General features: G+C 58.2%; 21 protein-coding genes. 10 read left to right on the top strand and 11 right to left on the bottom strand.

Annotated features, from left to right (window positions below; genetic code table 11):
• Positions 1–155: 155 nt before the first annotated feature.
• Positions 156–1,574, bottom strand: a complete 1,419-nt coding sequence (locus ACM6IO_RS17860) for an MFS transporter (RefSeq protein ID WP_414911965.1) — start codon at positions 1,572–1,574, stop codon at positions 156–158.
• A 135-nt stretch (positions 1,575–1,709) separates the two neighbouring features.
• On the opposite strand from ACM6IO_RS17860, the gene ACM6IO_RS17855 reads away from it, so the two are divergent.
• A complete protein-coding gene (locus ACM6IO_RS17855) occupies positions 1,710–2,597 on the top strand; it encodes a LysR family transcriptional regulator (RefSeq protein ID WP_414911964.1) in 888 nt (295 codons plus the stop codon).
• Positions 2,598–2,616: 19 nt separating this feature from the next.
• On the opposite strand, the gene ACM6IO_RS17850 is transcribed toward ACM6IO_RS17855, so the two are convergent.
• The gene (locus ACM6IO_RS17850; RefSeq protein WP_008027230.1) at positions 2,617–2,877 is read right to left on the bottom strand and encodes a hypothetical protein; all 261 of its coding nucleotides are present in this window, start codon (positions 2,875–2,877) and stop codon (positions 2,617–2,619) included.
• A gap of 414 nt (positions 2,878–3,291) precedes the next feature.
• On the opposite strand from ACM6IO_RS17850, the gene ACM6IO_RS17845 reads away from it, so the two are divergent.
• Together ACM6IO_RS17845 and ACM6IO_RS17840 are read left to right on the top strand one after the other, a co-directional pair.
• Positions 3,292–4,377, top strand: coding sequence for a hypothetical protein (locus ACM6IO_RS17845; protein ID WP_192228307.1), 1,086 nt, complete (start codon positions 3,292–3,294; stop codon positions 4,375–4,377).
• 2 nt (positions 4,378–4,379) lie between these two features.
• Positions 4,380–4,733 (top strand): DUF1428 domain-containing protein, encoded by a 354-nt coding sequence (locus ACM6IO_RS17840; protein ID WP_008039011.1) that lies wholly within the window; start codon positions 4,380–4,382, stop codon positions 4,731–4,733.
• Between the two features lie 13 nt (positions 4,734–4,746).
• Here the strand turns inward: ACM6IO_RS17840 and ACM6IO_RS17835 are convergent, their stop codons facing one another.
• Positions 4,747–4,941: a hypothetical protein gene (locus ACM6IO_RS17835; RefSeq protein WP_008027221.1), complete on the bottom strand. Its 195-nt coding sequence runs from the start codon at positions 4,939–4,941 to the stop codon at positions 4,747–4,749.
• A gap of 60 nt (positions 4,942–5,001) precedes the next feature.
• Between ACM6IO_RS17835 and thpR the strand changes: the two genes are divergently transcribed.
• Both thpR and ACM6IO_RS17825 read left to right on the top strand, forming a co-directional pair.
• Positions 5,002–5,541 (top strand): RNA 2',3'-cyclic phosphodiesterase, encoded by a 540-nt coding sequence (gene thpR, locus ACM6IO_RS17830; protein ID WP_414911963.1) that lies wholly within the window; start codon positions 5,002–5,004, stop codon positions 5,539–5,541.
• 289 nt (positions 5,542–5,830) lie between these two features.
• Positions 5,831–7,717 (top strand): hypothetical protein, encoded by a 1,887-nt coding sequence (locus tag ACM6IO_RS17825; protein ID WP_414911962.1) that lies wholly within the window; start codon positions 5,831–5,833, stop codon positions 7,715–7,717.
• A gap of 383 nt (positions 7,718–8,100) precedes the next feature.
• Here the strand turns inward: ACM6IO_RS17825 and ACM6IO_RS17820 are convergent, their stop codons facing one another.
• The 5 genes from ACM6IO_RS17820 to ACM6IO_RS17800 form a co-directional block, all read right to left on the bottom strand.
• A complete protein-coding gene (locus ACM6IO_RS17820; protein ID WP_192228304.1) occupies positions 8,101–9,198 on the bottom strand; it encodes a polyamine ABC transporter substrate-binding protein in 1,098 nt (365 codons plus the stop codon).
• A gap of 170 nt (positions 9,199–9,368) precedes the next feature.
• Positions 9,369–10,253, bottom strand: coding sequence for an ABC transporter permease subunit (locus ACM6IO_RS17815; RefSeq protein ID WP_008027215.1), 885 nt, complete (start codon positions 10,251–10,253; stop codon positions 9,369–9,371).
• Positions 10,250–11,131: an ABC transporter permease subunit gene (locus ACM6IO_RS17810; protein WP_162130710.1), complete on the bottom strand. Its 882-nt coding sequence runs from the start codon at positions 11,129–11,131 to the stop codon at positions 10,250–10,252. Before ACM6IO_RS17810 ends, ACM6IO_RS17815 begins: the two co-directional genes overlap by 4 nt.
• 29 nt (positions 11,132–11,160) lie before the next feature.
• Complete coding sequence (potA, locus tag ACM6IO_RS17805; RefSeq protein WP_414911961.1) at positions 11,161–12,303, bottom strand: polyamine ABC transporter ATP-binding protein; 1,143 nt, start codon at positions 12,301–12,303, stop codon at positions 11,161–11,163.
• 348 nt (positions 12,304–12,651) lie between these two features.
• Positions 12,652–13,413, bottom strand: a complete 762-nt coding sequence (locus ACM6IO_RS17800; RefSeq protein WP_008027209.1) for a gamma-glutamyl-gamma-aminobutyrate hydrolase family protein — start codon at positions 13,411–13,413, stop codon at positions 12,652–12,654.
• 272 nt (positions 13,414–13,685) lie between these two features.
• Here ACM6IO_RS17800 and ACM6IO_RS17795 point away from each other — a divergent pair, with 272 nt between their 5' ends.
• The 5 genes from ACM6IO_RS17795 (at position 13,686) to ACM6IO_RS17775 (ending at position 19,584) form a co-directional block, all read left to right on the top strand.
• Positions 13,686–15,062: a glutamine synthetase family protein gene (locus tag ACM6IO_RS17795; RefSeq protein WP_008039000.1), complete on the top strand. Its 1,377-nt coding sequence runs from the start codon at positions 13,686–13,688 to the stop codon at positions 15,060–15,062.
• 198 nt (positions 15,063–15,260) lie between these two features.
• Positions 15,261–16,751, top strand: a complete 1,491-nt coding sequence (locus tag ACM6IO_RS17790) for an aldehyde dehydrogenase (RefSeq protein ID WP_414911960.1) — start codon at positions 15,261–15,263, stop codon at positions 16,749–16,751.
• Between the two features lie 52 nt (positions 16,752–16,803).
• Entirely contained in the window at positions 16,804–18,102 is a 1,299-nt protein-coding gene (locus tag ACM6IO_RS17785; RefSeq protein WP_253403902.1) for an NAD(P)/FAD-dependent oxidoreductase, read from the top strand.
• A gap of 372 nt (positions 18,103–18,474) precedes the next feature.
• A complete protein-coding gene (locus tag ACM6IO_RS17780; RefSeq protein ID WP_007946335.1) occupies positions 18,475–19,023 on the top strand; it encodes a cupin domain-containing protein in 549 nt (182 codons plus the stop codon).
• A 114-nt stretch (positions 19,024–19,137) separates the two neighbouring features.
• Complete coding sequence (locus ACM6IO_RS17775; protein ID WP_192228300.1) at positions 19,138–19,584, top strand: NUDIX hydrolase; 447 nt, start codon at positions 19,138–19,140, stop codon at positions 19,582–19,584.
• Positions 19,585–19,721: 137 nt separating this feature from the next.
• Here the strand turns inward: ACM6IO_RS17775 and ACM6IO_RS17770 are convergent, their stop codons facing one another.
• The 3 genes from ACM6IO_RS17770 to ACM6IO_RS17760 form a co-directional block, all read right to left on the bottom strand.
• Positions 19,722–20,177 carry an addiction module antidote protein gene (locus ACM6IO_RS17770; protein ID WP_414911959.1) on the bottom strand — a complete coding sequence of 152 codons (456 nt, stop codon included), beginning with the start codon at positions 20,175–20,177 and terminating at the stop codon, positions 19,722–19,724.
• Position 20,178: 1 nt separating this feature from the next.
• Positions 20,179–20,493: a type II toxin-antitoxin system RelE/ParE family toxin gene (locus ACM6IO_RS17765; protein WP_253403897.1), complete on the bottom strand. Its 315-nt coding sequence runs from the start codon at positions 20,491–20,493 to the stop codon at positions 20,179–20,181.
• A gap of 143 nt (positions 20,494–20,636) precedes the next feature.
• Positions 20,637–20,930: a fructose-bisphosphate aldolase gene (locus ACM6IO_RS17760; protein ID WP_207284517.1), complete on the bottom strand. Its 294-nt coding sequence runs from the start codon at positions 20,928–20,930 to the stop codon at positions 20,637–20,639.
• Positions 20,931–20,958: the final 28 nt, after the last annotated feature.

Genomic DNA, 20,958 nt, shown 5'->3' with positions numbered 1-20,958 from the left:
CCGCCATCGCCAGCAAGCCGGCTCCTACAGGATTTATGTCAACCGGACATTCCCGGAACACTCCCGCACTTGTAGGAGCCGGCTTGCCGGCGATAGCGGTGTGTCAGCCAACATCAATGGTGATTGATACGCCGCCATCGCCAGCAAGCCGGCTCCTACAAAGGTTTCAGCGCTCGGCGGGCTAGCACGACGCCCAGTGCAACAACGATCAGCCCCAACGCTACCGCGAAGGTGACCCGCATGCCGTGGGCCACGGCTTCGGGTGGTGTCGGGGTGATGTCGGCCGCCTGCGAGGCGAGGGCGAATACAGCGCCCAATGCCGAGGCGCCAGTGATCAGTCCCAGATTTCGCGACAGATTGAGCATGCCCGAGACAACGCCGCGCTGATCGGGCTGCACATCGCTCATGACCGTGGTGTTGTTGGCCGTCTGGAATACGGCATAGCCGAGCGTGATCACCACCATCGGCGCAACGTACCCGCCGATGCCAACTGTCAGCGGCAACACCGATAACACCAGGCACCCGACGGCCATGGCGATCAACCCGGCGACAGTCATCCGTTGGGCGCCGAATCGGTCGGCGATCCGGCCGGCGGGCACACCTGTCAGGGCCGCGACACAGGGCCCGACCGCGAGCACTATGCCCACCACAACCGCCTTCAGCCCAAGCCCGTGGGCCAGATAAAACGGCCCGACCACCAGCGTTGCCATCATCACCGTCGCGACCAGTGTGCTCATGGCCAGGCTCGCGCTCAGCACCGGGTTGCGAAACATCGCCAGCCGTATCAGCGGCGAAGCGACTTTCATTTCAACCAAAACGAAGAGCCCCACGCCGAACCCCGCCGCCAACAGCAAACCGATATTAAGCAGCCCGAAATGGCCACGGCCCAACGTCATGGCCAACGCATACGCCGCCAGCGTCAGTGCCAACACCAGCGTGCCCCACGCGTCGAAACGGACGCTCCCGGTGGTTGCCTGCTGCCGATCCGCCGGCAGGTAGCGATGCGCAAGCAGCAGCGTCATCAGGCCCAATGGCACAGTGACGAGGAACATCGCCTGCCAACCGAATCCACTGATCAACAGGCCGCCCAGCGATGGCCCCAGCGCGGTGCCAATCGCCGACATCGTCCCGAGCAACCCCATGGCGCTGCCGGTTTTGGCTTTCGCCACTGTCTCACCGACGAAGGCCATGGTCAGCGCCATCATGATCGCCGCACCGAGCCCTTGCAGGGCTCGGGCGCCGATCAACACGCCCAATGTCGGTGCCGATGCGCACAGCGCCGAGGCGAGGGTGAACACGCCAATGCCACCGAGCAGCAGCCGGCGGCGGCCGATCAGGTCACCGAGCCTTCCGACGCTGACGATCAGCGTGGTGATCGCCAGCAGATACGCGATGACGACCCACTGTACGTCCTGAAAGGTTGCACCGAACACCTGGGCCAGCGTCGGCAAACCGACGTTGGCGACGCTGGTGCCGAGTGACGACAGCAGCATCGACAACGAAAGGCTGACCAGCGCCCAGCGTACGGCGGGTGTCTGTGTTGTGTTGTCCGCGATGGCGATAGTCGGCTTCATGCTGTCCCTCTGGATCTGACCGCTCCCGAAGTGGAGCTATCAGAAATCTACGCTGGCGCCTAACATGGCGGAAGGCGCACGGGTTGCACTCTACTCGTGCGTCAAACGCCATCTCACCCGGCCGTGGGGCAACGCATGTCGACTCCCGATTTCAATTTGCTGATCACCCTTGATGTGCTGCTCGCCGAAGGCAGCGTGGCGCGCGCGGCCAAACGCTTGCGGCTGAGCCCGTCGGCGATGAGCCGGGCGTTGGCGCGGTTGCGCGAAACCACCGGTGACCCGTTGCTGGTCCGGGCCGGGCGCGGACTGGTCGCCACGCCTCGGGCGCTGGAATTGCGCGAGCGGGTCAGCCAGTTGGTGCAGGACGCCGAAGCGGTGCTGCGCCCGGCGCAACAGCCTGACCTGAAGCAATTGGCCCGCACGTTCACGTTGCGTACCAGCGAGGGCTTTGTGGAGACCTTTGGCGCGCCGCTCATCGCCCGCGTCGCTGAGCAAGCGCCAGGCGTGCTGCTGCGCTTCATGCACAAACCTGACAAGGACAGCACGTCGCTGCGGGACGGGACCGTTGATCTGGAAACCGGTGTGGTGGGGAAGGCTGCCGGGCCCGAGTTAAGGACCCAGGGTTTGTTTCGTGATCGCTTCATCGGCGTGGTGCGCGTGGGGCACCCGTTGAGCCAGGGCGAGATCACTCCGGAACGTTATGCGGCGGGCGGTCACATCAGCGTCTCGCGGCGCGGGCTCGACAAGGGGCCTGTCGATGAAGCGCTGGCGGCGCTGCAACTGGAACGGCGGGTCGTGACCATCGTCGCCGGTTTCTCGACCGCGTTGGCGCTTGCCCGAGCCACCGATTTGATCGCTGCCGTTCCTGAACGCCACACCGAAAACCTGCGGGCGGGCATGCACAGTTTTGCGCTGCCGGTTGCCTTGCCGGAATTCACCGTCGCGATGCTCTGGCATCCGCGTCTGGACGCCGATCCGGTGCATCGCTGGTTACGTGGGTGTGTTCGTGAGGTCTGTGCGTAATAGTCAGTGACGGTCAGTCTCAAAAACTGAACGACCGCGAGGTGTGTTGGGCCAGCTCGGCATCCAGCAGATGTTCGGCCAGCACATCATTCAAAAAGCGGAATTGATCGTTGAGGCCGACCACTTCGTTGCTGAAGTGGTTGCCGGCGGCGGGCATCAGCAGCGCTTCGAAGTTCTTGTCGAACACCAGCGACAGCACTTTGCGCGAGACGGCCTGCTGCGAGTAGTAGTTGTTGCCGAACACCGGAAAGCTCACGGCGAGGGTGACGGTGTGGATCATGATGTGCGCTCCTCGGTCAGGACGTACCACGAAAAAACGGTCAGCGTGAAGGCTGTCAGGGCCAGGCAGGTCAGCAGATGGATCAACATGATTTGCCCCTCCGGTTCGGGGTTGTATGTCGGGTTGAAGTTGATCCTACGCTGACGGTTCATGAGCGGAAGGCATTCGCGGCGATGGTGAATATCGATGTCAGTGATGGTCGGGTTTTTGTGGTGTTCTTGAGGGACCCTTCGCGGGCAAGCCTCGCTCCTACAGGGATTTCCGCGGGACACCAGTCCTCTGTAGGAGCGAGGCTTGCCCGCGAAGAGGCCATCAGCAACACCATCAACCTGAGAGTCCGCCGCCTATACTCAAATCAGGGCGCTTTAACCCCTGAATATCCCGTTCGGGGGAAGACTTTAGGACACCACGATCTTGAACCTGCGTTCGCTGATCGTCGCCGTGCTGCTGGTGTTGGCGGGATGCGTCACGCCTGCGCGTGCCCCGGCGCCTGCGCCGCCCGTGGTCATTTCCCAGAGCACCTGGCAGCAGGTGGATCGGGACATCGTCGCGGCATCCCAGTCCGCCACCGAGCAGGCAAAAATCTATTCGCGCGGCGCCATGGATTACTGGCGAACCCGCGTCTATCAACTGACCGAAGAAAAATTCATTCCCTGGTTCAGCAGTTACTGGACCCAGGAATGGCTGTCGATGAAAGTCAGCTGGTACAGCCTCAGCGCCCAGGGTGAGCAGGATGCCTCGTCGAAACGCCTGGCGGCCTATCTGCTGGAGCAATACCAGAAACGCGTGCTGGCCCCGGTCGCGGTAGAGATTGATCCCGACCAGATCCTCGGTCTGGCCACGGCGTTCTACGTGGATATTCTTCAGGAAGAACTGCAAAAAATCTCCCAGCGCCACGGCGTGCCCATGGCCCAGCTCAATGGCCGTATCCAGAAAATCCCGGCCATCGCCCTCGGACCGCCGCCCGCGCGGGACGCTTCGCTGTACCAGGTCGTGCACACCCAGCCGCTCAACACACTGCCGGCGTACGCGGCGCTGATCGACAAGATCCACAAGGCCGGCGGTAGCAAGGGTGTTGATTCCACCGACCAAGCCATGGCGCCGGTGGCCAAGCGCGCCAGCCAGCGGATGGAAGCCGAAATGGCCCCGCGCGGTGCCGCCAGCGCGGTGTCCGCAGCGGCGGGAAAAATCGCTGGAGGCTTGATTACCTTGGGCGTGGCGGGGATTCGCGCACTGATTCAGGCCAGCGACCGACCGGACAGCGAGGCGCTGATTCGCAGCAGCCTGGGCAACACGTTCGATAAGGCCTGGATAAAAATGGTGCAGAACCCGACCTCCGGTGTGATGGCGGGGACGTTGTACATGGCAGGGCAGATCGAGGGCAACCTGGCGGGGAGTGCCGACGTACCGTCGGTCAGTTCGGGCAGCGGCGCTGTCGATTGGAGCCCGTCCGAACCGACTAAACCGCAGATCGACCCTCAACCCCCGGCAGGAGAATGACCATGTCTTACGTCGATGGCTGTGTCTTTGCGGTGCCCAGTGCCAACCGCGAAAAATTCAAGAAACACGCGGAATCCGCCGCTGTGATTTTCAAGGAAAACGGCGCCCTGAGCATTGTCGAATGCTGGGGCGATGACGTGCCCGATGGCAAAGTGACTTCGTTTCCGCTGGCCGTGAAACTCAAGGATGACGAAACCGTGGTGTTTTCCTGGATCGTCTGGCCGGACAAGCCCACCCGCGATGCCGGCATGCAGAAATTGATGGCCGACCCGCGCATGCAACAAGACGTCAATCCGATGCCGTTCGATGGCCAACGGATGATTTTCGGCGGCTTCGACATCCTCTTGCAGGTCTGAGCGTGTGGCAGGATCACTCCGGCGTCGGGGTGATCCTGCAACTCTTGCGATTGCGGATCTCGCTGTCCGTCGGTCGTTCTTTGACAAACTCGAAACGCGGTTCACCTTCGCTATAGTGAACCAGCCAGCCCCATTCCAGCTCTGACTCATCCTGACCCGGTTTCGGTGGCACGGCCCACCATGGCTCTTTGCTGATGATCTCTCGCATGGCCCCGTCCCGTTTATTCGGTTGGTTCAACTATAACGTGCATGTCAGGAGGTGCCAGGCGTGAGCGACGAAACCCCGGAGCCGGTCAAACGGCTGTTTTTTGCATTGGATTGCCCACCCGAACAGCGCAAGGCGATTGCCCAATGGCGCGGCGCGCTGCAATTGCGCATCGGGCGTCCGGTGCCGGTGGAAAACTTCCATCTGACGTTGCTGTTTTTGGGCGCTGTGGAGGTGGCGCAGATTGCCGAAATCTGCACGGCGGCAGCAAAGGTGCGCGTGTCGGGTGCGGCGTTGCGGTTGGCGCTGGATCGCCTGGATGTGTGGCGCAAGGCCGGGGTGTTGGTGCTCGCGCCGGAACAGGCGCCGCCGGAATTGCTGCGGCTGGTGTATGCGCTGGAGCAGGCGATGTTGCCGTTCGGGTTTGAAGAGGCACACAAGGAATTCAGACCGCATCTGACGTTGATGCGCGACTATCGGGCGCCGGTGCCTGAGTCGACGACGCCGCCGGAGTTTTTTCTGCGGGCGGATCGATTTGTGTTGTTTGAATCCCACAAGGGCCGCTATCGGGCGCTGGCCGAATGGCCGCTGGTGCCGGCATAAAAAAAGGCGCCCGAGGAGGGCGCCGAACTCACCTTAACCGAGGAAGCCAGGTGAGGCCGTTCGCCAGAGAGGAGTGCAGCGGTGGTAAGGCGCTGCGTGAACGGAAAAGGGTAAGCGGCCAGTATCTATGTTGGATGTTTTGGCCTCATCGCCAGCAAGCCGGCTCCTACAAGGTACGCGTCGCGCCGCAGATCACTGTAGGAGCCGGCTTGCTGGCGATAGCTATCGCGTCGCACGCTGAGAGATCTGGTAGTGTTAGTTATCGGAGAAATTAGTTTTAAGGACTGTTATGAAAAAACTGAAACCTTGGGCACGTGGACCTTTGGAGCTGATCCAACATGCCGAGGAGCACTTGAGAGGGGACAGTGATTTCGACCGTCGCATGGTCTTGGTTAGTTTTGACAATGCTATTGAACTTTCAATCATCACCTTTTTGTCACTTAATCCCATTCAACGAAGTGGTTTGCAATATGAAAAAGCGCAAGTGGGGAGGTGGATGCACAACTTTCACTCAAAGCTTGAGTTTTTGGAATATTATGTTGTTTCTCAGCTTAAACAAGAGATGCTCATAGAGCGTGATGTTTTGGTCTATTATCATTCGATTCGGAATGAGCTTTATCATAATGGGAATGGGTTTGCACCGGCTTTGGAAATTGTCGATGGCATAAAGTCCGCAGCGCATTGGGTCTTTTCCGTATTGTTCGAAAGCAAGCCTGAAGATCATTTTGTCAGTCGGGTTGTTGAGAGTAAATCACCTTTTCCAACTGATGAAACTGGTCTTTCATCTGCTACCCTGTTCTTGAAAGCATTCATAGATGTGAAAAATCTGTTGAATTCGGAAATGGGTGCGGATGGTGTTGAACACTCGAACTCTCTAGTTTCTGCTATACGGAAGTTTGCCGAAAATTATCCAATAAAATTGCCTGACGGATTAGTTGCTGCAGCTGTAAAGGCGGAAGAAGTTAGGGGGGTCATGCTTGGTGGTGAACAGCCGGACTTGTCGGGAGTTGAGCTTAAAACTCTATCGTCAGAGCTGATGAGGTATTCGGCCCAGATAGATTCGAAGCTCAAATTTTATCAGTTAAAATTGGTAGAGGCAGCCGTTGAAGCGACGGTTAAATCACTGTCGTTGCATGAAGATGGAAAAGTGGGGGTGGTTCATCAAACACTTGGGACAGGGATTAGTATGTCCATTGTCTCGTACATAATTCGCGCACGTCAAATTGCAGGGCTGGAGTACGTGCCATTCATTGTGGTTGGCACTCACAGAGCGCTGTTGCGCCAACTTCAACATAGATTAATCGAACACTGCCCTAGCTTCTCGGGGATGCATACTGTAATGCCCATGGGTAAAGAGAATTTGATGGATTCGCTCTCTGCACCGAATCCTGGAGTAATCTTTACTACGATGGCGCAACTTCGAAATGTCCCGATAGTGTTTGAGCAGAAGTGTCTTTTGATTGGTGTCGACTTGCAAGGCGTTCAGTTTGACTTCAAGAGATCAACTCCGCTTGCTTCATTAATTAATTTTTCCAGTTCTCCTGTTGGTCTCAAAGAGTTTCCGGATAAGAATTTTGGGTCTCTTGTTGTTAGTTTTGGTCTGCAGCAAGCTGTAGAGCATGGTGTTCTTCTTCCGTTGATACTGGATAAGAGGCCTGTAACTGTAGTTGCTCGAGCGGGTGCTGATGAAAGCGCGGTTTCTGATGGTGTCAGGGAGGAGTGGGTAATTGGTGAGGTTTGTAAAGACCTGAAGAGTTTTTCGTTTGATAGTAGGTATAAGGCTATTATCGTCACGAATAGAATATCTGTTGCATCCATTTTGTACGAAAAATTGGTGGTCGCGTTAGGTGGGAAGGGAGAGAGTGGTGTGACTCCGCTAGCAGTAGGACTTCTTTCGAGTGCAGAAAAAGATGGAGGTCGTCATGCGGTTCAACAATTCAATAATGCAAGTGACGGAGGAAGCGTCCTTGTGATCACCAGCGGAATGCTGACGGGTCTTGACTTGCCGGAAGTTAATATGGCTTTTGTAACCAGTCCGCTACAAACGGAGTATCTAGAAAAAATTACTACTTTGTTGGGGCGTGCCGGCCGATCAACAGAGGGAGTAATTGTTGACTTCAGTGGTAATGCATGGCCGGACGTGATGATTGGGCAAGTAACCAAGAACGGAAATTAAATTTTTAGGTGACGAGCAGTAACGTGTGTGGTTGAAACATCGAACAAGTAAGTTCATAGCTTTAAGGCACAAGGCACAAGGCACAAGGCACAAGGCACAAGGCACAAGGCACAAGGCACAAGGCACAAGGCACAGGGTTTCAGTCGTTGCAAAAAAAGGCGCCCGAGGAGGGCGCCAAATTCACCTTAACCGAGGAAGCCAGGTGAGGCCGTTCGTCAGAGAGGAGTGCAGCGGTGGTAAGGCGCTGCGTGAACGGTAAACAGTAGAAATCCAATGCCCCTGTAGGAGCGAGGCTTGCCCGCGAAGACGGTGTGTCAGTCGCTATCAATGTTGAATGTGACGGACCCTTCGCGGGCAAGCCTCGCTCCTACAAAGGGGCTCAATTATTTCCCGAGCTTCACCCGCGTCCAGCCGCGCGTCATCACCCGCTGAACCCCGATCGGCATGTCCGGAATCGCATACAACGTCGCCATCACGGCCAAGGGCGGATACGAGCCCGGATCATCGCGAATCGCTTCATCCACCAACGGCGTCGCCGCCGCGTTGGCGTTGCTGTAGCCGATGTTGTTGGTGATCTCGGCGATGATGTCCGGGCGCATCAGGAAGTTCATGAACAGGTAGGCGTTGTCGACGTTCGCCGCATCCCGTGGGATTGCGACCATGTCGTAGAAACTGCCGGCGCCTTCTTTCGGAATGCTGTATTCGATTTTCACCTTGTCGCCCGCTTCCTGTGCGCGGGCCTTGGCTTGCAGCACGTCGCCGGAATAACCGACAGCGACGCAGATGTTGCCGTTGGCCAGGTCGGAGATGTACTTCGACGAATGGAAGTACGCCACCGACGGCCGGATCTTCATGAACAGCGCTTCAGCTTCGGCGATCTGCGCCTTGTCCTGCGAGTTCACCGGGTAGCCCAGGTAGTGCAGGGCGGCGGGCAGCATTTCGGTCGGCGAGTCGAGGAAGCTGATGCCGCAGGCTTTCAGCTTCTCGGCGTTTTCCGGTTTGAACAGCAAGTCCCAGGAGTTGGTCGGCGCATTGGCACCGAGCACTTCCTTGACCTTGGCCGGGTTGAACCCGATGCCGATCGAGCCCCACATGTACGGGAAGGCGTGACCGTTTCCCGGGTCGCTGGCCGAAGCGTTTTTCAGCAACACCGGGTTGAGGTTTTTCCAGTTCGGCAGCTTCGACTTGTCCAGTTCCTGATAGACGCCAGCCTTGATCTGCTTGGCCAGGAAGCTGTTGGACGGCACGACAATGTCGTAGCCGGATTTGCCTGCGAGCAGGCGTGCCTCAAGGGTTTCGTTGCTGTCGAACACATCGTAGGTCACGCGGATACCGGTCTCGTCTTCGAACTTCTTGACGGTGTCCGGGGCGATGTAATCCGACCAGTTGTAGACGCGCAGTACCTTGTCATTGGCCTGGGCGCCGGTAGCCATCGCGCCCAATAAGGACAGTGTCAGCAGAGTCCTGCCAAACATTTTCATCGGTACAACTCCATTTCTCTTTTTATTCAAAATCACACAGCAAGCGCTTGCGCGCTCCTTTGTAGGAGCGAGCCTGCTCGCGAAAAACCTGAGGACGCCGCGTTCAATCAGACAGCCCGCGTTATCGTTGAAGTCCATCGCGAGCGGGCTCGCTCCTACAGGGACGGGTATCAGGCCGTCGCTCCTGCCATTTGCTTTTCAGGTTGCTGCCAGGATTCGCTGGCGGTCTGGTCCATCGCTTCCTGGATCGCCCGTTTGCGGCTGGCTTCAGCGCGGCGGCTGAAGTACCAGACCATGAAGGTCACAATCGAAACGGCGAGCAGTATCAGGCTGGCCACGGCGTTGATCTCAGGCTTCACGCCCAGACGCACCGCCGAGAACACTTCCATTGGCAAGGTCGTCGAGCCTGGGCCGGATACGAAACTCGCCAACACCAGGTCATCCAGCGACAGCGCAAACGACATCATGCCGCCGGCCGCCAGTGACGGCGCGATCATCGGGATGGTGATCAGGAAAAACACCTTGAACGGTTTCGCCCCGAGGTCCATGGCCGCTTCTTCGATGGACAGGTCCAGCTCACGAAGGCGGGCGGAGACGACCACCGCCACATAGGCCGCACAAAACGTGGTGTGGGCGATCCAGATGGTCACGATGCCACGCTCCATCGGCCAGCCGATCAGCTGCGCCATGGCCACGAACAGCAGCAACAGCGACAGACCGGTGATCACTTCAGGCATCACCAACGGCGCGGTGACCAGGCCACCAAACAGCGTACGACCCTTGAAGCGCGTGACGCGAGTCAGCACGAACGCCGCCAAAGTCCCCAGCGCCACAGCCGCAATCGCGGTGTAGCAGGCGATTTCCAGCGAGCGCACCACCGAGCCCATCAGTTGCGAGTTGTCGAGCAAGCCGACGTACCACTTCACCGACCAGCCGCCCCACACCGTCACCAGTTTCGAGGCGTTGAACGAGTAGATCACCAGAATCAGCATCGGCAGGTAGATAAACGACAGGCCGAAAATCAGCATGAACTTTGAAAATCCGAAGCGTTTCATCCCCGACCCTCCATCTCTTTGGCCTGGCTACGGTTGAACAACAGGATCGGCACAATCAGGATCAACAGCATCACCACCGCCAGGGCAGACGCCACCGGCCAGTCGCGGTTGTTGAAGAACTCTTGCCACAGCACACGGCCGATCATCAGGGTTTCCGGGCCGCCCAGCAGTTCCGGAATCACGAACTCACCGACCACCGGAATGAACACCAGCATGCAGCCGGCGATGATCCCGTTCTTGGCCAGCGGCACGGTGATTTTCCAGAAGTTGTTGAAGTTGCTCGACCCCAGGTCCGAACCCGCTTCCAGCAAGCTTTGATCGTGCTTGACCAGGTTGGCGTACAGCGGCAAGACCATGAACGGCAGGTAGGCGTAGACCACACCGATGTACACGGCCGTGTTGGTGTTGAGGATCTCGATCGGGTGATCGGTCAGCCCGGTCCACATCAAAAACGCGTTGAGCAAACCGTTGTTGCTGAGGATGCCCATCCACGCATACACGCGGATCAGGATCGCAGTCCAGGTCGGCATCATGATCAACAGCAGCAAGACGTTTTGCGCTTCCTTGCTTGCCTTGGTGATCGCGTAGGCCATCGGAAAGCCGATCACCAGGCACATCAGCGTGCTGAAAAACGCGACCTTCAACGAACCGAAGTAAGCCGAGATGTACAACTCATCCTCGGTCAGCAGCAGGTAGTTGCCGACGTTGAGGAACAGCTGGAGTTTCTGTTCGGCGAAGGTGTAGATCTCGGAGTAAGGAGGAATGGCCAGCGCCGCTTCCGAGAAGCTGATCTTCATCACGAGGAAGAACGGCAACAGGAAAAACAGGCACAGCCACAGGAATGGAATCCCGATGACGAGCTTTCGACCACTCGGCATCAGCCGCATGAACCGCTGATTGAGTGTTTTCATGAGCGCAGTACCACGCCGCTGTCGTCTTCCCACCACACGTAGACCTTGTCGTCCCAGGTCGGACGCGCGCCACGGCGTTCGGCGTTGGCCATGAACGACTGCACGACTTTGCCGCCAGGCAATTCGACGTAGAACACCGAGTGACCGCCGAGGTAGGCGATGTCATGCACCTTGCCCAGGGACCAGTTGTAGCGGGACTCGGGTTGGGTGGTGCTGACCAGCAGTTTTTCCGGACGGATCGCGTAGGTGATGGACTTGTCCTCCACCGAAGTGCTGACGCCGTGGCCGACGTAGATCTTCTGCTCCAGATCCTTGCTGTGAATGATCGCGTGACCTTCAAGGTCCTCGACAACGGTGCCTTCGAAGGCGTTCACGTTGCCGATGAATTCGCAGACCATGCGGCTGACCGGGGCTTCGTAAATGTCGACCGGGCTACCGATCTGGGCGATCCAGCCCAGGTGCATGATCGCGATGCGCTGGGCCATGGTCATGGCCTCTTCCTGGTCGTGGGTCACCATGACGCAGGTCACGCCGACGCGCTCGATGATTTCAACCAGCTCAAGCTGCATCTGCGAACGCAGTTTTTTATCCAGCGCGCCCATCGGTTCGTCGAGCAACAACAGCTTCGGGCGTTTGGCCAGGGAGCGGGCGAGGGCGACACGCTGACGCTGACCGCCGGACAATTGATGCGGCTTGCGTTTGGCGTATTGGGTCATGTGCACCAGGCGCAGCATCTCTTCCACGCGGGCGTCGATTTCACTGGCGGGCAAACGGTCCTGCTTGAGACCGAAGGCAATGTTCTGTGCGACGGTCATGTGTGGGAACAGGGCGTACGACTGGAACATCATGTTGATCGGCCGCTCGTACGGCGGCATGTCGGTGATGTCCACGCCATCGAGCAGAATCCGCCCTTCGGTCGGGCGCTCGAAGCCAGCGAGCATGCGTAGCAGCGTCGATTTACCGGAACCGGAACCGCCGAGCAGGGCGAAGATTTCCCCTTGATGAATCTCAAGCGAAACATCGTCCACTGCGGTGGTTTCGTCGAATTTCTTGGTGACGCGGTCGACTTTCACCAACACCTTTTTCGGTGCCTGGTGACCTTCAAGAGCCTTCCTGTAAATGCTGGAGGCGTTTGCCATGTGAAACTCCCAACAGGTTTCAGTCGTCGGGCCAACGCGGCCTGACTTAAGAGTGGATTGCAAGCCCGGGGCATTCGGTTGGCGCAACCCCCTGTAGGAGCGAGGCTTGCCCGCGAAGACGGTATGTCAGTCGATATCATCGTTGCCTGATACACCGCCTTCGCGGGCAAGCCTCGCTCCTACAAAGGATTGCGCTCGCCTGATCCATACCGCTCGGGCTTATTCGGCGCCGCCGTCCTGGCTGCCTGGGTCGTACTTGTTGTTATTGCAGTGTGTTGTTTTCGCGAGCCACGGACGCGCAAAGGCACGCCCGCCAAACTCGCGGGGGCAGTAAATGGGTGTTTTGGGTCAGCGGGTTTTACGCTGCGCGGCCCGTCGTCGGCATGCATCGCCGAACGCCTGGAAAATACTCAAATAAGGAGGATTCGAAAGCACCTGCCATTCCGGGTGCCATTGCACACCGACCGCAAAGGTCGGGCTGTGGTCCACCGAAATCGCTTCGATCAAGCCGTCTGGCGCAATCGCCTCGGCACGCAGGCCGGGAGCGAGGCGGTCGATGCCCTGGCTGTGAATCGAATTGACCATGAACTCGGTCGGCAACTCGAGCGCTTCGAACACGCCACCCGGTTGCACCGTCACCGCATGCGCCGGGGCGTATTGCACCGCCAGCTCAGGGCTGTCCGCTTCGCGATGATCGAGCATGCCCGGCAGTTCATGCACCTTCTGGTGCAGGCTGCCGCCAAACGCCACGTTCATTTCCTGGAAACCACGGCAGATGCCGAGTACCGGAACGCCCGCCGCAATGGCTGCACGCAATAAAGGAAGGGTAGTGGCGTCCCGCGCCGGATCGTGATCCGTGCCGGGAGCGCTGGCCGGGCCTTGATAGTGGAAGGGCTCCACATTCGATGGCGAACCGGTCAGCAACAGACCGTCGAGATGCGCGAGCACATCCTCGATTTCAGTCAGTTCGCCTAAGGAAGGAATGACCACGGGCAGCCCCAGAGCCGCGACGCTGACAGCACGCAAGTACTTGTCGCCGCTGATGTGGTAGGGGTGCAGGCCAATCTGTTTGACGCACGCTGTAACGCCGATCAATGGCTTGAATGCCATTTTTATCACCTCGACCTTGAACGAGTTTTTCAGGAGCTTAGCTTTGTTGATTTTAATTAACAACTCTCATGTAAAAAATTCTAAACGCCGCACGTCCGATTGCTAGTCTTTGTGCGGTGTTGAGGGCCTATATGGCACTCTCGTGCCCAGAAAAGTCCCAAAAATAAAGGATGAAAGGCCAAGTGTTCGCTATTGACTTCACTTTGCCGTTCGGGTTGACTGGGCTCCAGAAAGTGCGGTGAACATAATAATTAACAGCTAATAGGTGCATCATGTCGGTCCCTCTGCGTGCCGTTCAACTCAACGAAGCAAACGCATTCCTTAAGAAATATCCTGAGGTTTTGTACGTCGACCTTCTGATTGCGGATATGAACGGTGTGGTGCGCGGCAAGCGCATCGAGCGCACCAGTCTTCATAAGGTCTACGAAAAAGGCATCAACCTGCCGGCGTCCCTGTTTGCCCTGGACATCAATGGCTCCACGGTGGAAAGCACCGGCCTGGGTCTGGACATCGGCGACTCCGACCGGATCTGCTATCCAATCCCTGGCACCCTGAGCATCGAGCCTTGGCAGAAGCGCCCGACCGCGCAACTGTTGATGACCATGCACGAACTCGAAGGCGAACCTTTCTTCGCCGACCCGCGTGAAGTGCTGGCCAATGTGGTGCGCAAGTTCGATGAACTTGGCCTGACCATTTGCGCTGCGTTCGAACTCGAGTTCTACCTGATCGACCAGGACAACGTGAACGGTCGTCCGCAATCGCCACGCTCGCCGGTCTCCGGCAAACGTCCGATGTCGACACAGGTGTATTTGATCGACGACCTCGACGAATACGTCGATTGCCTGCAAGACATCCTCGAAGGTGCGAAAGAGCAGGGCATCCCGGCCGACGCCATCGTCAAGGAAAGCGCCCCGGCGCAGTTCGAAGTGAACCTGCATCACGTCAACGACCCGATCAAGGCCTGCGACTACGCGGTGTTGCTCAAGCGTCTGGTGAAGAACATCGCCTACGACCACGAGATGGACACCACGTTTATGGCCAAGCCGTATCCGGGCCAGGCGGGCAACGGTTTGCACGTGCACATTTCGATTCTCGACAAAGAAGGCAACAACATCTTTGCCAGCGAGGATCCCGAGCAGAACGCCGCGCTGCGACACGCGATCGGCGGTGTGCTCGAGACCCTGCCGGCGCAGATGGCTTTCCTCTGCCCGAACGTCAACTCGTACCGTCGTTTCGGCGCGCAGTTCTATGTGCCGAACTCGCCGAGCTGGGGCATCGACAACCGTACTGTTGCGGTACGTGTGCCGACCGGTTCCTCCGATGCCGTGCGCATCGAACACCGCGTTGCCGGTGCCGATGCCAACCCGTACTTGTTGATGGCTTCGGTGCTGGCGGGCGTGCACCACGGCCTGACCAACAAGATCGAGCCGGGCGCACCCGTGGAAGGCAACTCCTACGAGCAGAACGAGCAAAGCCTGCCGAACAACCTGCGCGATGCATTGCGCGAGCTGGACGACAGCGAAGTCATGGCCAAATACATCGACCCGCTGTACATCGACGTGTTCGTGGCGTGCAAGGAAAGCGAGCTGGCCGAGTTCGAAAACTCCATTTCGGACCTTGAGTACAACTGGTACCTGCACACGGTTTGACGGCTTGACCCGGATCCAGGCTGAAACCCGATCAACTGTGGGAGCGAGCCTGCTCGCGATGGCGGTGGATCAGGCGCATCAATGCTGACTGATGCGCCGCTATCGCGAGCAGGCTCGCTCCCACAGGGGACTGCATTTCAAACCATTGATTGAGCAGCTCCAGTCCCACTACCTATTCCTCTGCGTCGAGTCACAACCATGACAAACACTCGCAGCGACTGGGAACAACGCTTCCAGTCCCTAACCATCGAAAACCGCGCCTTCATCGACGGCCAATACCGCGCTGCACTCAGCGGTGAAACTTTCGAATGCATCAGCCCGGTCGACGGCCGCTTCCTGGCCAATGTCGCCAGCACCGATGAAGCCGACGCCAACGAAGCCGTTGCCGTCGCACGCCGCACCTTCGAATCCGGCGTCTGGGCTAATCTCGCCCCGGCCGAGCGCAAGCGCACTTTGATCCGCTTCGCCGACCTGATCCTGGCCAACCGGGAAGAACTCGCCCTGCTCGAAACCCTCGACATGGGCAAACCGATCAACGATTCGATGAACATCGACATCCCGGCGACCGCCAACGCGATCCGCTGGAGCGCCGAAGCCATCGACAAGATCTACGACGAAGTCGCCGCCACGCCGCACGATCAACTCGGCCTCATCACCCGCGAACCTGCCGGTGTCGTTGCCGCCATCGTGCCGTGGAATTTCCCGCTGATCATGGCCAGCTGGAAGTTCGCCCCGGCCCTCGCGGCGGGTAACTCGTTCATCCTCAAGCCTTCGGAAAAGTCGCCACTGACCGCGATCCGCATCGCGCAATTAGCGCTGGACGCCGGCATTCCGAAAGGCGTGTTCAACGTCCTGCCGGGCTACGGCCACACCGTCGGCAAGGCGCTGGCGTTGCACATGGACGTCGACGTGCTGGCCTTTACCGGCTCGACCGCGATTGCCAAGCAACTGCTGATCTACGCCGGCCAAAGCAACATGAAACGCGTCTGGCTCGAAGCAGGGGGGAAGAGCCCGAACGTGGTGTTCGCCGATGCGCCGGATCTGCGCGCGGCAGCACAGGCAGCGGCCAGCGGCATCGCTTTCAACCAGGGCGAAGTCTGCACCGCCGGTTCGCGTTTGCTGGTCGAACGTTCGATCCGCGAGCAGTTCATTCCGCTGCTGGTGGAAGCGCTGCAAGCCTGGAAACCGGGGCATGCTTTGGACCCGCAAACCACCGTCGGCGCGGTCGTCGATCAGCGTCAACTGGACAACGTGTTGCGCTACATCCAGGTCGGCAAAGACCAGGGCGCGCAACTGATCGCGGGCGGCAGCCGCACCCTCGAAGCCACCGGCGGCCTGTACGTGGAGCCGGCGATTTTCGACGGCGTGACCAATGCCATGACCATCGCCCGGGAAGAAATTTTTGGCCCGGTGCTGTCGCTGATCACCTTCGACACCGCTGAAGAAGCCTTGGCCATCGCCAATGACAGCATCTTCGGCCTGGCTGCCGGTGTCTGGACCAGCAACCTGAGCAAGGCCCACACCTTCGCTCGCGGCTTGCGCGCCGGCAGCGTCTGGGTCAACCAGTACGACGGCGGCGACATGACCGCGCCGTTCGGCGGGTACAAGCAGTCGGGTAACGGTCGGGACAAATCGCTGCACGCGTTCGACAAATACACCGAACTCAAAGCGACCTGGATCAAGCTCTAATACTTCTACAACGGCGGCCGCCGGCACATGCCAGCGGCCATCGGAGAAACCTATGAAACACGCCTCTGTTGAACAAAAGCATGTAAACAGCTACTACGCCGCAACCCGCAACTTCACCGGCGACTTCCCGGTGCTGGAACAAGCGGTGGATTGCGACGTCTGCATCATCGGCGCCGGCTACACCGGTTTGTCCTCGGCGCTGTTCCTTGCCGAAGCCGGCTACAGCGTGACTGTGCTCGAAGCCGCCAAAGTCGGTTTCGGCGCCAGCGGTCGCAACGGCGGCCAACTGGTCAACTCCTACAGCCGCGACGTCGATGTCATCGAAGAGCGCTACGGCGACAGAACCGCCGAAGTCCTCGGCAGCATGATCTTTGAAGGCGCCGACATCATCCGTCAGCGCATACAACACTACGACATCCAGTGCGACTACAAGCCGGGCGGCATCTTCGCTGCGCTGAACAAAAAGCAGCTCAAAGGCCTGGCCGAGCAGAAAAGCAGCTGGGAACGCTACGGCAACAAGAACCTGAAAATGCTCGACGCCGCGGACATCAAGCGCGAAGTCGGCAGCGACAACTACGTCGGCGGCCTGCTCGACATGCAGGGCGGCCACATCCACCCGCTGAACCTGGCCCTCGGCGAAGCCTCGGCCATCATCGGCCTGGGCGGCAAAATCTACGAACAATCGGCGGCGGTGGAAATCACCTACGGCGAACCGATCACCGTGCGCACCGCCAAAGGTGTGGTCCGCGCCAAATACCTGTTGATCGCCGGCAACGCCTACCTGCCGCAGGGCCTCGATAATCGCGTGACCGCCAAAAGCATGCCGTGCGGCTCGCAAATCGTCGTCACCGAACCGTTGTCGGAAAAGGTTGCGCGCAGCCTGATCAAAAACAACTACTGCGTCGAAGACTGCAACTACCTGCTCGACTACTACCGCCTCACCGCCGACAACCGTTTGCTGTATGGCGGCGGCGTGGTCTACGGCGCCCGTGAACCGGACGACATCGAGCAACTGATCAAGCCAAAAATCCTCAAGACCTTCCCGCAACTGAAGGACGTGAAGATCGACTACCGCTGGACCGGCAACTTCCTGCTGACCATGTCGCGCATGCCGCAATTCGGCCGCATCGAGAAAAACGCCTACTACATGCAGGGCTACAGCGGCCACGGCGTCACCTGCTCGCACCTGGCCGGCAAACTGATCTCGGAAATGATCCGCGGCGACGCTGAACGCTTCGATGCTTTCGCATCCTTGCCGCACATGCCAATGATCGGCGGCCGCACCTTCCAGGCCCCGCTCACCGCCATGGGCGCCGCGTACTACGCGCTTCGCGACCGTTTCGGCATCTAACCCAACACAACCCTGTAGGAGCAGAGCTTGCTCGCGAAGACGGCGGCACATCCGACATCGATGCCGCCTGACACACCGCCTTCGCGAGCAAGCTCTGCTCCTACATTGGATCCATGGCAGGCACAAAATGTATGTGCAGCAGAGGTCAAAAACTGTGGGAGCGAGCCCGCTCGCGATGACGCCATCCGGTTCCCCATCAATGCCAACTGACCCACCACCATCACCAATAACCATGCGCCTACAGCAACACCCCCAAACGTGATTTAATACCCGCCTTTCACAATTACGGGACAGGGAAGCGGTACTTTCGCGGCCAAAAGTCGCCCGCCATCCACCCCCATAACCCTTAAGTTTTCCTCGCATAAGGCTGTCATGGACACGGGCTCACGACTCAAATTAGTACGCGAAAGCTACAAACTCTCCCAGCGCGAGCTGGCCCGGCGTAGCGGCGTCACCAATGCCACCATCTCCCTGATCGAACAGAATCGCGTCAGTCCCTCCGTCAGCTCCCTGAAAAAACTGCTCGAAGGCATCCCCATGTCTCTGGCGGACTTCTTCACCTTTGATCAGCCGCCGCGTGAACATCAATACGTGTTCCGCGCCAATGAACAGCCGGATCTCGGGCGTCATGGGTTGCGGTTGCTGCTGATTGGCGCTTCGGTGCCGAGCCGGCAGATGCGGCTGCTGCGCGAGCAATACGCGCCGGGCGCGAGCTCAGGGGAAGAGCCGATTGTGCACTCGGAAGGGGAGGAGTGTGGGTTGGTTACGCGGGGGACGGTTGAGTTGACGGTGGATGGGCAGATTAGTGTGCTCAACGCGGGGGATGGCTACTACTTCCCGACGACGTTGCCGCACAAGTTTCGCAACATCGGCCAGGACGAAGCGGAAATCATCAGCGCCAACACCCCAGCGAACTTCTGATCTCAAAAACGGACGCCAACCTGTCGCAGCTGCCGAGGTTGCGTCCGCGACCAACGCCCATGCCGAATGGAAGCAGCTGCTTCAGGAATTTTCAAAGTAAATGGACTTCACATCATGACCACACCCCGCATCCGCCCCCTCGCACTCTGTATCTTCCATCACGACGGCAAGATACTGGTCAACGAAGCTCGCGACCCCATCACTGAAAAGCCATTCTTCCGCCCAATCGGTGGCGGAATCGAATTCGGTGAAACCAGTGCCCAAGCCGTTGTACGAGAAGTACAGGAAGAACTCGGTTTGCCCATCACCGATGTTCGCTTGCTCGGCACGCTTGAAAGCCTCTTTACGTATAACGGCACACCAGGGCACGAAATCGTGCAGGTGTACGACGCGAAGTTTGTGGATGCCAGTGTCTATGAGTTGTCGCACTTGAATGCTCAAGAAAGCGATGGTGCGGCCTTCGTTGCGAAGTGGCTTCCTTGTGCGAGCTTTACTGATGAAGCACTGTTGGTGCCTGATGGCCTTTACGAATTGCTGAAGAAAGTCGCATTGCTGGATTGACGGCGTCCTCCAATAACTCTGGATCAAGCGCGTCCGGCTGATTTTTAGACCTAAAAGGTGACAGATCTATTTGAATAAATAGATCTGTCACCTTTTTTTCACCTTTTTTCGTCGGAACCTGGCAACAAACAACCGGTTTAGGCTGGAACTGGTTTGATAGCAACTTTGGTTACCGCAACTCTGGACTTCGGTTTGCCAGCAGTAGGCCGGGCAGCGGATTTTTCAGCAGTAGGTCTGGGATTGCTTGGGGCTGCGACTGGCGTCGATATCGGGCGTACGGTGAGTTCTAGGCCTATCGCTGTCATCAGCTTTCGGATTGTCTCAAATCGCGTTTTCGTTCCACCTTTAAGCACCTTATAAAGGCTTTCGCGGTTGACCCCTGCTTCCTGGGCGACTTTGTTTACGCCTATAGCTTTTGCAACTTCACCCAGTGCACGAACCAATGCCGTGTCACCTGCCTTCATGCTTTCAGCAATGTAAGCAGCCATTATTTCCGGGCTGTCGAGGAAGCGGGAGGCTTCGTGACGACTTGTGCCAGAAGTGTCGAGATTGAGGATAGGCATATCCTCGGGATTGAATGTCGGTTCGCTCATGTCATTTACCTTTCATAGCATCAAGGATCTGTTTAGCTCGTTTGATGCCTCGCGCTTGATCCGTTTTATCGCTTCCAGTGAGCATCGTGTAGTCGGTCATCCCGGTGCGCACAAAGTAGATTCTGTAGCCAGGACCAACAAAAACACGCATTTCGCTCATACCGCCACCCACCGCTTCGCAATCCCCGAAATGGCCATCTTTGGCGCGGTCCAAGCGGCTCAAGATAGCTGCCTTTCCCAGGCCGTCCGTCACATCACCCAGCCATTTATCAAACTCGGGCGTGTTGTGAATGTTGATTTCTCTCTTTTCGATAATAGTCCTGGTTGTAGCCTACTGGCTACTCCTTGCTGATGAAAAGCTATGTGCGGGTCGAAATGACTTCTTGCACATCGCCCAGTTGAGGATTTATGAGGCAAGAAAAACCCGCATCTAACGCGGGCTTTTTGTGTGAAATTCGTTCACTGACCTTTGGAGGTATCAAACCCCCGCTGCTCAATCACCCGAAAAACATCACTCACGTCCTGGAGCAAAATCCGGGCGATGTTGGCGACGGTGTTGATGTCGTTTTCGGCGTAGTCGGGGAGGCTGGTGCAGCCCATGAGCTGGAGGTAGGGGAGGACGGCGTTCAGGCGTTCGCTGACGACGTTGTGCAGTTCGCGGATTGGGGCGTGGCTGTCGATGACTAGCACGGGGTAGTCGGTGGCGAATTGGGACATGGGGGTGAAGCGGCGGGGCGGATGTTGGGTCGACATGGATGTAGTCCTAGAAAGATGAATCACA

The sequence above is a fragment of the Pseudomonas sp. IT-P44 genome (assembly GCF_949768225.1).
Classification (GTDB): domain Bacteria; phylum Pseudomonadota; class Gammaproteobacteria; order Pseudomonadales; family Pseudomonadaceae; genus Aquipseudomonas; species Aquipseudomonas migulae.
Note: the sequence above shows the minus strand (reverse complement) of the source record. Positions and strands in the feature narration are given on the sequence as shown.

Coding starts and splice junctions, on each gene's coding strand:
- ACM6IO_RS17860 (WP_414911965.1), bottom strand. CDS start 1,574: ATGAAGCCGACTATCGCCATCGCGGACAACACAACACAGACACCCGCC.
- ACM6IO_RS17855 (WP_414911964.1), top strand. CDS start 1,710: ATGTCGACTCCCGATTTCAATTTGCTGATCACCCTTGATGTGCTGCTC.
- ACM6IO_RS17850 (WP_008027230.1), bottom strand. CDS start 2,877: ATGATCCACACCGTCACCCTCGCCGTGAGCTTTCCGGTGTTCGGCAAC.
- ACM6IO_RS17840 (WP_008039011.1), top strand. CDS start 4,380: ATGTCTTACGTCGATGGCTGTGTCTTTGCGGTGCCCAGTGCCAACCGC.
- ACM6IO_RS17835 (WP_008027221.1), bottom strand. CDS start 4,941: ATGCGAGAGATCATCAGCAAAGAGCCATGGTGGGCCGTGCCACCGAAA.
- ACM6IO_RS17825 (WP_414911962.1), top strand. CDS start 5,831: ATGAAAAAACTGAAACCTTGGGCACGTGGACCTTTGGAGCTGATCCAA.
- ACM6IO_RS17820 (WP_192228304.1), bottom strand. CDS start 9,198: ATGAAAATGTTTGGCAGGACTCTGCTGACACTGTCCTTATTGGGCGCG.
- ACM6IO_RS17815 (WP_008027215.1), bottom strand. CDS start 10,253: ATGAAACGCTTCGGATTTTCAAAGTTCATGCTGATTTTCGGCCTGTCG.
- ACM6IO_RS17810 (WP_162130710.1), bottom strand. CDS start 11,131: ATGCCGAGTGGTCGAAAGCTCGTCATCGGGATTCCATTCCTGTGGCTG.
- potA (WP_414911961.1), bottom strand. CDS start 12,303: ATGGCAAACGCCTCCAGCATTTACAGGAAGGCTCTTGAAGGTCACCAG.
- ACM6IO_RS17800 (WP_008027209.1), bottom strand. CDS start 13,413: ATGGCATTCAAGCCATTGATCGGCGTTACAGCGTGCGTCAAACAGATT.
- ACM6IO_RS17795 (WP_008039000.1), top strand. CDS start 13,686: ATGTCGGTCCCTCTGCGTGCCGTTCAACTCAACGAAGCAAACGCATTC.
- ACM6IO_RS17790 (WP_414911960.1), top strand. CDS start 15,261: ATGACAAACACTCGCAGCGACTGGGAACAACGCTTCCAGTCCCTAACC.
- ACM6IO_RS17785 (WP_253403902.1), top strand. CDS start 16,804: ATGAAACACGCCTCTGTTGAACAAAAGCATGTAAACAGCTACTACGCC.
- ACM6IO_RS17780 (WP_007946335.1), top strand. CDS start 18,475: ATGGACACGGGCTCACGACTCAAATTAGTACGCGAAAGCTACAAACTC.
- ACM6IO_RS17775 (WP_192228300.1), top strand. CDS start 19,138: ATGACCACACCCCGCATCCGCCCCCTCGCACTCTGTATCTTCCATCAC.
- ACM6IO_RS17770 (WP_414911959.1), bottom strand. CDS start 20,177: ATGAGCGAACCGACATTCAATCCCGAGGATATGCCTATCCTCAATCTC.
- ACM6IO_RS17760 (WP_207284517.1), bottom strand. CDS start 20,930: ATGTCGACCCAACATCCGCCCCGCCGCTTCACCCCCATGTCCCAATTC.